Genomic DNA, 10,213 nt, shown 5'->3' with positions numbered 1-10,213 from the left:
GAGCCATTAAGTTTATCGGTTAATCATTTTAATGATGTCATTGGCAGCAGTGATGGACTGCAGGAATGGGAAACCTCCGTTGAAATGCCTATCTGGCTGCCGGGCGAAAAGCGTCAGCAACAGAATCTGTCACGTCATCTGGCAGCAGAAGTACCGTATTATCAACAAAGGATCCGTCTGGATGCATCAGCACAAGTACGTGAACATGTATGGCAGGTAATGCTGTCAGCTGCCAAGGTCAGACATGCTGAAACCTTGCAGGAAAATGCCGGGAATTTATTGAAAAATGTTCAAAGCCGGGTCGAAGGCGGGGATTTGTCACGTTCGGAGGCTTTACTGGCACAAAGTCATCATCTGGAAATGCAGTCCCAGCTGGCTTCAGCCAAAATGGATTTGCAGCAAAGCTTGAATCAGTATCAATTTCTGACAGGCCAGCAGGTGTTACCTGATGTGATCGAAGAAACACTGCCCATGGTGCTGGAAATTGACAAAGATCACCCCTTGTTAGCGGAACTTGAACAGCAGATTGCCCGGCAACGCAGTGAAATGGCCAATGCGCGTTATGACAATGCCCGCCATCCCAGCGTATCGCTGGGCGTCAAACGTGAACGTGATGCTCATGCCGATCCATACAATAACAGTATTGGTGTGGGTGTGAGTTTTGCGCTGAATGACAGCCGATACCAACAGCCGGCAATTGCTCAGGCAAGTCGTCTGTTAGCTGATTTGCAAATAGCGCAACAGCAACAGAAACGACAGCTTGAAGCGGCGCTGCTTGCCGCGAAAGATAAATATAAAACCCTGCAACAACGCCAAATCCTGCTTAAAGAGCAGTATGAGGTCAGTCAACAATATGTTTCGATGCAACAACGCAGTTTTGATATGGGCGGTATTGATTTAACGACTTTTTTACGTAGTCAGGAAGTCGCGGATAAACATCGTCATCAGTTGTTGCAGCTGGAAATTGAGATTCAGCAACAAATTTCGATGATAAACCAGATAGCGGGACGGAATTTATAATGGTTTGCCGGATTATCTGGAAATAGCACTTTCAGCACGCATTCTGGCAGCTAAATCTTCCCATAAAGACAAGCGTGAGGCATCGCCGACACGTTGTCCCTCACCGCGTGACTTGGCCAGCCACAGACCCGTCCCATTAAAACTGTAAACCGGTATCAGATCCTGACGACGGTTTGCCGATTTTATTTCATTGATTAGATTATCCAGAACCAATGGAATAGCACGACGATTTTCAAAATAGGTCAGGACCATGTGAGCCTGGTTCAGGTTGGTGGCCTTAACGTATGTGATGCGTAGTTTATCTTCATCTACTCCCAGCTGTTTCAGCGTGAAGTACTTGGCAATCGAATAATCCTCACAATCACCGGCGCCAATCGACAGCATTTCTATCGGTGTGGCCCAATAGTCTTCCTGATTCCACAGCAAAATATCATCGACAAACAGGACATTACTGTTGAAAAAATCATTCACCACAGTGAGTTTTTCGTGATCTGTCAGATCCTTGCCTTCCAGCATCAATGCCTGCCATGCTTCTACCCGTTGTCTGGCATCACTGTCATATTCATTTTCAATCTTTTGCAACAACGCTTCCGAAATCAGTAATTCCGCTAACAGCGGTACCGAAAATGGCAGCAGCCATGCGAGGATGGCTGCTAAAACAATTGGCTTTAGCCTTTGTAACATTGATTAACGACTGATCCCGAATAAACCAGCCTGTTGCAGCCACAGGAAGTCTTCTTCATCTTGCACGCTTTCCGCTAATACTCGCACTTCAATTAAACGGGCAATTTCCTGAATAATATCCAGCAAATCGGGCTTACTGGTATTGCTACGGATCTCAGTGGTCAAATCACGCGCCAGTCGGATGTAATCAATATGCAGATCTTTAAGCAGATTCACTGGAATGACATCACTGCTATAACGTTTGAGCAAACTATGTGCACCCAATTGTCTGACAAAAATGCTGAAATTCGTAAACGTATCCAGATCCTTGGCCGCAGCATAAGCCGTTACGCTAAAGGCAAGCAGAGCCGGGGAAATGCCGGACTGAATAACCTCTTTGCCAAGCCATTGTTTGAAGTCAGCGGAAGCAATAGAAGCCAGGGATAAGTTGATGGTAACAGGGGCGGGTTCAGCTTCCTGCTGCATCAGTTTCAGCACTTTCTGCACAATATGTTTATCCAGTGTTTCCACCAGATCAAAGGCTTCAGCCATTGAGAATAACGTGCCGATTGGCAGCAGATCTCCATTTCCATCCCGCACTTCAGTAAAGGCTTCGCGCATCACCAGATGGGGTTTGGCGGTATCACTGTAGTTATAAGCCTGGTTGGTAAAAGTGATAACGGCTGAATCGGTTTTAATGACCTGTTCGATAGTCGCTTTCCAGCTCATCTCCGTCATCGAACTCAGAATGTTTTCCTTGATATAAAATGCATTGGCTTCGATCAAACGTGCCTGTTCATAGGCTTCCACCAAAGCAGGCATCAATCGTTCGAACTCACTGCTTCGTTCAAACGACACAATCCCCATATGCAGCAAATCACTCTGATCGTATTGCTGACCTAATTCGCTGGCAATCGATTGAATCTGCTCAGCAATCAGGGTGATATCATCGATATTGCTGTCAGTTGTTAACACAGCAAATTCGGAACCATACCAACGGTAACTGCGTGTATTCGTGAAAGGTAGCTGCCGTAACTGGCTGGCAAAAGCTTGCAGTAATTCATCTACGGCCTGTTTACCATGATTTTTCACCACCGCACTTAAATCATCAAATTTGATATAGATGACATGACCAAATTCACCAATTGATAATGACTGTTTGATATCTACATTAAAGGTTTGCTGATTTAACAGATTGGTCAGCGGATCACGGTTCAGGTTGTCATTGAGTTTATCCAGACGGGCATTCAAATGATGAATGGTCTTGCCGATTTTAGTCGACATGCTGTTCATGGATTTGGCCACAGAACGCACTTCTTTGGTCCAGGGCAAATCATCGATAACGGTAAATTTTCCGGCAGAGATGTCATCGGCTTGTTTGGTAATGTCTTTTAATGGGCGCAATGTCATTCTTAATACGATCAACAGCAATAAAATAGCGCCAAGCAGGATTAACAGGGAAAATTTAAGGGTAGATTTAAATTGCTCATACAGCTTGAGGTAGCCATAACCAGGATTACTGGTGACATGCAGGGTGCCGGCGATATTCCAGCCAGTACTGATTTCACTGACGGCCGTGACGGTTTCGATTGGCAGGAAGCGGATAAGCCAGTCAGGAACTCCCCGAACTTCATCCGGATTGGTCAGCCGAACCAGCTCATTATCATCGACATCCAATAAACGCATTTCCTTGTAATAGCCGGTATCAAAAATAGCGTTCATCATGGTTCGCAGAATCGGATCTGTCTCATCGGCCATATGCGGGCTGAGGGATAATCCCAAAGAGGTTGCTGTGTCCTGTACATGCACTTCCGATTCACCTTGCAGATAACTACGGATATTGTCCATGCTCATGACAAAATTTACTGAGAACACAATCAGAAAAATCAGTGTTAACAGAATAAGTAACTGTTTTGATAAAGACATAAGATACAACCTCAATTTGAAAGGTATCATCAGGCTGGAGTCAGCATGAGACAAGCGTTTTGCTGCTTCATCCAGTAATCGGGCTAACATTACCTGTGCATCAACGCTCAAGCAAGCTAAATACTGAGTTATTGGTCAAAATCGGGAAGGATTATGCTTTTGTTTTCAGCTTTGCATTGATACGATCCGTCAATACTCCTTGAAGGTTGTCTTCCCATGTTTCTTGTTTTGGCGCAAATGGCTGTTTTAATTGCCTGTGGCGCGCTTTGGCAGGCTCTGGCGCCCAAACATATCCCTGCGCTGGCGCATCGGCGTGCACTGACGGATCTGGTGTTTTATATCCTGTTACCGGCAATGGTGATTGATGTGATCTGGCAAGCGCCTTTAGATATCAATTCCATGAAAATTTCGCTGCTGGCCATGAGTGGTCTGCTGACAGCCGCTTTTTTTATCTGGCTGGTATTGAAATATACATCGGTAACCAATACGCAAAAGGGCGCATTAATACTGGCGGCTACATTTCCGAATGTCACTTACCTGGGGTTGCCGGTATTGGATCAGGTACTCGGCAGCTGGTCGAATGCCATTATTCTGCAATACGATTTATTTGCCTGTACACCGGTTCTGATGACGGTTGGAATGTTAATGGCGGGTTATTACGGCAGTCATGACCAGTCAACGCATCCATTAAAAAGTCTGATTAAAATCCCGCCTTTATGGGCAGTAACTATCGCTGTATTATTGAATTTACTGAATATTAACCGACCCGAATTTATTCATGCGGCATTGCAAACACTTTCTGGTGGTGTCGTTCCTTTAATGCTGATTGCATTAGGTATGAGCATTCGCTGGCAAAGTTTTCGGTTCAGTTTATTACCCTTGTTGTTACCCGTGGCCATTATTACCTTATTTATTGCGCCATCTGGTGTCTGGTTGCTCACGCAAATAGTCAATTTACCAGCCGACATTATGACCACGGTGATTTTATCCGCTGCGATGCCGACAATGGTGTTTGGCATAGTGATCTGTGAACGCTACGGTTTGGATACATCACTTTATGCGGCAGCCGTGACATTAACGACCGTGTTATGCATGGTGAGTTTACCGCTGTGGTTTTATTGGATTAACTGATCAGACCAGACAAAACCGGCCTGATCAATCGCCTGCTTGATTAGTTGCATGGCTTGTTCAACCTGATCGAGTTCGCCCCGCAGACTGAATTCAATATGTGGGGGATCACCCAGATGAGGCAGGCTTGAAAGCTTCAATTGCGGATAGTCATGTACGATTTGATTCATTACCGGTAATAAATCGGACTCGCGGCCGCGCTGCACAAAAATAGTCTGTTCAGCTGCGGGCCGCTGATTTTTTAAATGTGCATATCGGTTATCCAAAACCCATTCCACCATTGGCCAGGCCATTTCAGGAAAGCCAGGTGTAAAGTGATGGTTTGCATAAGAAAATCCCGGTATCTGATTAATTGTATTAGGAATTATCCGAGCCCCTTCTGGCAGATACCCCATCAAAATCCGATTGGGATAAGCGGATTCGCCAAAACGGGCTTCAATTTCTGCAATGGCATCTGGATGTGGAATTAAGGGTACATCAGCAATTTTGGCAACAGTCTGCCGGGTTCGATCATCCGGAGTAGCACCGATTCCACCAAAGCTGAACACCAGATCTTCGCTGCTCATGCTATAGCGTAATGCTCGCTCAAGCTGCTGTGGATCATCACCTACAATTAACGTCCAGCTGAGTTCCAGACCGCGCTTGGCGAGCATAATTTGTAGTTGATTAAAATGCTTGTCCTGACGTTTACCACTGAGGATTTCATCACCAATAATGACCGCACCAATATGCATGTTTACTCCGATTCCTGTCGATTACGCATAAAATCTGCGGTCTGGGCAAATGAACTCATCAATTGTTCAGCAAATAATGGATCGAGATCCATGGTTTTAAGCGCCTGCGCCATACAATACAACCACTGATCCCGCTCTTCGATACCAATCGAAAAAGGCAGATGCCTGGCTCTCAATCGGGGATGTCCATACTTTTCTATATATAAGGAAGGCCCACCCAGCCAACCGCTTAAAAACATAAAGAGTTTATCTTCACTGATTTGAATGTTTTGTGGATGTAAGCCACGGATTACCTCAGTTTGCGGCGTCTCGCACATGATTTTATAAAAAGTATGACAGAGTTTTCTGACGGCAGGTTCGCCGCCAATGCGATCATAAGGTGTTGCGATTTCGGCCATGCTGAATCCAAGCTCAAAACGTCACAGTTTACTCTGCATCAATGTACTCATAAAGGGTTATAAGGTTGCGGCATCAGGTTCAGACCGGGATAATGAGTCGTTTTCTTAGCACTAAATAAAGGAGCGATAGCTTATGAGTGAAAGAATTGTAATGCGAACAGGTGAAGCACTGATCGCGGATGGTCCGCCATTAACTGCCGCAGAACCGGAAGTTGTTATCGGTGAACTGGATGGACCAGTAGGAACCGCATTTGCCAACTTAATGGGTGATCAGGTCAAAGGTCATTCGCGCGTACTGGCGCTGATGAATACCGATGTTCAGGTTCGTCCTGCGACGATCATGGTCAGTAAAGTGACTGTTAAAAACACCGCCTATACCAATATCCTGATGGGTACAGTACAAGGCGCGATTGCTAATGGCGTTCTGGATGCCGTACGTAACGGTACAATTCCTAAAGAAAAAGCCAATGATTTAGGCATCATCGTTTCTGTCTGGTTAAACCCTGGTATCACCACGGTTGAAAACCTGGATCATGAAGCATTATTTGATGTACATCGTCGTGCGACTACTCGTGCTATCGAGAAAGCGATGAATCATGAACCAAGCATTGATTATCTGCTGGAAAACCAGGACAAACTGGTTCACAAGTACTATCAAAAAGAACTGGATGCGAAAAAATCATAAATGAATTTTTTTGCAAAAATTGTAGTCGTAGCTATGTAGGTTATTCACAGCCTCGACAAAATTTACGGTTTGTCTGCGAAAGCAGGCAGACCGTTTTTTTTTGCCATGTATAATGCTTCAATGTGAATAAATGCGGTCAGAGAGACAAATGGATTTATATTCCATCGATACATTAATGCATGAAACGCGACAACTGGCCGCACGCTATCGTCAGGCGACTGGCAGCACCTTGCCGGTTACTGGTGAAATAGCGCGTTTTGATGCCGCAAAATCTCTGGATCTGCAGCTGCTGGATAATTTGAATTCCAGTTATGACGCCGTTGGTAAAAGTGGCGCATTAACCGATCAAAAATTGGTGATTAAAGGTCGCGCCATTTTTGATACCAGTAAATCCACCCCACGAATCGGTCAATTAAACCCGGCTCAGGAATGGGATGGGGTGTTACTGGTATTGTTTGATGATGAATATCAGCCAATAGAAATATTTTATGCTTCCAAGCAGGTTATCCAGGAAGCACTGAATGATCGTGAGAGTAATCGTAAAAAACGCGGTGCCATGTCGATTGCTCAGTTCAAAATTATCGGTGAACGCGTCTGGACGGCTGAAAACGGTGCAGAACCTGAAATATGGGATAACCAAGCCAGGTGATGATATTTTTCGGCACGTTAACGGAGTTTTTCGGAAGTAGTTATGCAGGATGATTTACAACAGATTTTTGCTGAAGGCGGTATTCTTGCCAGGCAAATCAAAGGATATCATCCACGTCAGGCGCAACAGGAAATGGCGCAACGAATTGTTGATACCCTGGCATCCGCTACGGTATTAGTCGCCGAAGCCGGTACAGGCACCGGTAAAACCTTTGCCTATTTAGCACCGGCAATTTTATCCGGCCAAAAAGTGTTTATTTCCACCGGCACTAAAAATCTGCAAGATCAATTATTCAGACGCGACTTGCCCACTTTGCGTAAAGCCTTGGCTGTGCCATTTCAGGCCGCTATATTAAAAGGACGAGGCAACTATCTCTGCCATCATCGATTGACCTTAGCCGAACAAGATCCCTTATTACTGTCACAAAGTGACACGTTACGATCACTGCGTGAATGGTCAGAAAGTTCGAAAAATGGTGATTTAAGTGAGTCCGATTTACTGGAAACACAATCCAATCTATGGCCCAGAGTCACTTCCACAGTCGATAACTGTCTCGGGCAACAATGCCCTGAATATCAACAATGTTTTATTGTGGAAGCGCGTCGCCGGGCGCAGGAAGCTGACATTGTGGTAATTAATCATCACTTGTTAATGTCTGATTTTGCGTTGAAAAGTGCGGGGCAAGGCGAAGTATTACCCACCGCCGATGCATTTATTATTGATGAAGCACATCAATTACCCGCTATCGCCGGTCAGTTTCTCGGCAACCGTATAAGTAGTCATCAAATTGTTGAATTATGTCGTGATAGTGTGCAGGAAATGCAGGATCATGCTGCCGACAGTCAAACACTTGCTTTGCATGCCGAGAAACTGCAAGCCAAACTGCAAACATTACGGTTACATATTGGCAATATCGAACAACGTACACCCTGGTTAACGCAATTATTTAATGATGAAATTAAAAACAATTTCAATGAGTTAGTAGATTATCTTGAAGTATTTGAATCAGAGCTTGAACCCTTAGCTGTGCGCAGCCCCGGCCTGTCTCAATGCCATGTAAGAGCCACTGAATTATTGAATCTCATTCAGTTATTTGCCGAACAAAATGACGATAATCTGGTGTTATGGCTGGATAATCGGCCAACAGGATTTGTATTGCACGCCACACCATTTGAAATCAGCCAGCATTTTCAACAATGGCTGGAAGAAAAACCCGCGGCGTGGATATTCACCTCAGCGACTTTGACCGTTGCGGGTAAATTTAATCATTTCTGCCAGCACTTGGGTATTGAAAATGCAGAATATGCCAGCTGGGAAAGTCCTTTTGATTATGCCAGGCAAAGTCTTTTGTATTTGCCCAACATTCCGGTTGAACCTGCAGATCGTCGTTATAACCAATATGTAGCTGATATTGCCAAAGAAGTTATCTTGCACAGTCAGGGCCGTATATTTCTGTTATTCACCAGCTACCGGGCAATGCATGAAGTGGCTGAATTACTGTCCGATCTGGACTATCCATTAATGGTGCAGGGGAGTGGGGCAAAGGCCACCCTACTGGAAGAGTTCCGTCAGCATGGCAATGCGGTATTATTGGGCACCAATAGTTTCTGGGAAGGTGTTGATGTCAGAGGAGAAGCCTTATCCTGCGTATTAATTGATAAGATTCCGTTTGCTTCACCGGGCGATCCGGTGCTGGAAGCACGAATTAACAATCTAAAAGAGCGGGGCGGCAATCCATTTCGCAGTATCCAGATCCCCTCGGCTGTGATTCAGTTAAAGCAGGGAATAGGTCGTTTAATTCGTGATGAGCAAGATCATGGTGTGTTAATCCTGTGTGATCCGCGGTTGCTGAATAAACCTTATGGAAAAGTGTTTATGCGCAGTCTGCCCGCCATGCCAATCACACAGGACATTACACAAGTTGAAGATTTCTTTAGCAATCGACAACTTAAAAGTGTTAGCCAAATCAATAGCTAACAGACGAAACATCACATTAAATCTAAGGAATATTTCTTTAATAATGCCAATGGAATTATTTCTGTTGCACGTTGATGAGTACTGGCTAAAATCACTTTAGGTGCCATTTCATGCTGCTCAGCCTCAAGCCATCGCTGAGCACATAAACACCACCGATCACCCGGTTTTAATCCTGGAAAATCAAATTCCGGAACAGGGGTGCTTAAATCATTTCCCCTGAAACGGGAGAACTCAAGAAACGCCCGGGTCAGTTCAACACAAACTGTGTGCGAGCCAAAATCCTGATCGCTGGTATTACAGCATCCATCACGGAAAAAGCCCGTAACAGGATCGTGGTTACAGCTTTGTAATGGTTCACCCAGTACATTTAAAGAAGGGCTGATATCCAATTCCATGACTAATCGTATTTAATGTATTTGAAACGGGCATCATCAGGTGTGCCGACAAGTGCACCGCCTTCAATGAGTCCCGGTTGCCACATAATGACTTCTTCAATCTTGCTGGCCAATTCAAAATCCTTATCTGAAATGCCTTTGGCTGCATGATTGGTGAGTTTAACGATAACAAACGCATAGGAAACCGTGAGGTCAGGGTGGTGAAAAGCGGCTTCTGCCAAATGCCCCACGGTATTAACTACCATCAGCGTGGATTTCCAACCACTGGTTTTATATTTCCGACGAATCCAGCCATTCTCCAGATACCAATTAGGTAATTCGGCCTTGAGGCGAGCCTCAACTTCCTCATCAGTGTATGTTTTCTCGTTTTCAGTTTCTCTCCAGCTCATGATAATGACCTCGATTAATTATTAATAGTTAATGAACTGTCAGTGTAAACCAATATTAAGTTTCGCACTTGTTACAGAATTGTTTAGCGATGTGCAGAGCCTCATTAAAATCGAAGTGAGCATCTTTGGATTTCAGCTCTTCAAGATGAGTTTTAATTTCATCATCGCTAATGTGATCATAGTTAGAGACCTGTTCATAGGCATAGTGGGCGGCCAGTTTTTCACCGCTATCTAATTTGTATTCACCAA

General features: G+C 44.7%; 12 protein-coding genes. 5 read left to right on the top strand and 7 right to left on the bottom strand.

All coding sequences use genetic code 11. From position 1 onward, the window contains the following. Window positions 1-1,020 (top strand): TolC family protein (locus tag B3O33_RS13140; RefSeq protein WP_292363794.1); only part of this gene is annotated, 1,020 nt, incomplete at its 5' end. Between the two features lie 12 nt (window positions 1,021-1,032). On the opposite strand, the gene B3O33_RS13135 is transcribed toward B3O33_RS13140, so the two are convergent. Together B3O33_RS13135 and B3O33_RS13130 are read right to left on the bottom strand one after the other, a co-directional pair. Next, window positions 1,033-1,704 carry a transglutaminase-like cysteine peptidase gene (locus B3O33_RS13135; RefSeq protein ID WP_292359502.1) on the bottom strand — a complete coding sequence of 224 codons (672 nt, stop codon included), beginning with the start codon at window positions 1,702-1,704 and terminating at the stop codon, window positions 1,033-1,035. Between the two features lie 3 nt (window positions 1,705-1,707). Continuing rightward, window positions 1,708-3,720 carry a LapD/MoxY N-terminal periplasmic domain-containing protein gene (locus tag B3O33_RS13130; protein WP_292363793.1) on the bottom strand — a complete coding sequence of 671 codons (2,013 nt, stop codon included), beginning with the start codon at window positions 3,718-3,720 and terminating at the stop codon, window positions 1,708-1,710. A gap of 105 nt (window positions 3,721-3,825) precedes the next feature. Between B3O33_RS13130 and B3O33_RS13125 the strand changes: the two genes are divergently transcribed. Next, complete coding sequence (locus tag B3O33_RS13125) at window positions 3,826-4,740, top strand: AEC family transporter (RefSeq protein WP_292359498.1); 915 nt, start codon at window positions 3,826-3,828, stop codon at window positions 4,738-4,740. Here the strand turns inward: B3O33_RS13125 and B3O33_RS13120 are convergent. Both B3O33_RS13120 and B3O33_RS13115 read right to left on the bottom strand, forming a co-directional pair. After that, entirely contained in the window at window positions 4,725-5,471 is a 747-nt protein-coding gene (locus B3O33_RS13120) for a competence/damage-inducible protein A (protein ID WP_292359497.1), read from the bottom strand. The genes B3O33_RS13125 and B3O33_RS13120 overlap by 16 nt on opposite strands. Before the next feature lie 2 nt (window positions 5,472-5,473). Beyond that, complete coding sequence (locus B3O33_RS13115; RefSeq protein ID WP_292359495.1) at window positions 5,474-5,869, bottom strand: group II truncated hemoglobin; 396 nt, start codon at window positions 5,867-5,869, stop codon at window positions 5,474-5,476. A gap of 133 nt (window positions 5,870-6,002) precedes the next feature. Between B3O33_RS13115 and fae the strand changes: the two genes are divergently transcribed. The 3 genes from fae (at window position 6,003) to B3O33_RS13100 (ending at window position 9,180) form a co-directional block, all read left to right on the top strand. Next, window positions 6,003-6,554, top strand: a complete 552-nt coding sequence (gene fae, locus B3O33_RS13110; protein WP_226074375.1) for a formaldehyde-activating enzyme — start codon at window positions 6,003-6,005, stop codon at window positions 6,552-6,554. 148 nt (window positions 6,555-6,702) lie between these two features. Next, window positions 6,703-7,203, top strand: coding sequence for a hypothetical protein (locus B3O33_RS13105; RefSeq protein ID WP_292359493.1), 501 nt, complete (start codon window positions 6,703-6,705; stop codon window positions 7,201-7,203). Window positions 7,204-7,245: 42 nt separating this feature from the next. Then, window positions 7,246-9,180: an ATP-dependent DNA helicase gene (locus tag B3O33_RS13100; protein WP_292359491.1), complete on the top strand. Its 1,935-nt coding sequence runs from the start codon at window positions 7,246-7,248 to the stop codon at window positions 9,178-9,180. Window positions 9,181-9,191: 11 nt separating this feature from the next. On the opposite strand, the gene B3O33_RS13095 is transcribed toward B3O33_RS13100, so the two are convergent. The 3 genes from B3O33_RS13095 to B3O33_RS13085 form a co-directional block, all read right to left on the bottom strand. Next, window positions 9,192-9,563: a DUF2237 family protein gene (locus B3O33_RS13095; RefSeq protein ID WP_292360224.1), complete on the bottom strand. Its 372-nt coding sequence runs from the start codon at window positions 9,561-9,563 to the stop codon at window positions 9,192-9,194. A 14-nt stretch (window positions 9,564-9,577) separates the two neighbouring features. Then, window positions 9,578-9,964, bottom strand: a complete 387-nt coding sequence (locus tag B3O33_RS13090; RefSeq protein ID WP_292359490.1) for a 4a-hydroxytetrahydrobiopterin dehydratase — start codon at window positions 9,962-9,964, stop codon at window positions 9,578-9,580. 55 nt (window positions 9,965-10,019) lie between these two features. Then, window positions 10,020-10,213: hypothetical protein (locus B3O33_RS13085; protein WP_414673297.1), on the bottom strand; the 194-nt coding region annotated here is incomplete at its 5' end.

Origin of the sequence: Methylophaga sp. UBA1464 (assembly GCF_002325665.1) — a bacterium.
Taxonomy (GTDB): Bacteria; Pseudomonadota; Gammaproteobacteria; order Nitrosococcales; family Methylophagaceae; genus Methylophaga.
This window is presented reverse-complemented; position numbering and strand designations above follow the sequence as displayed.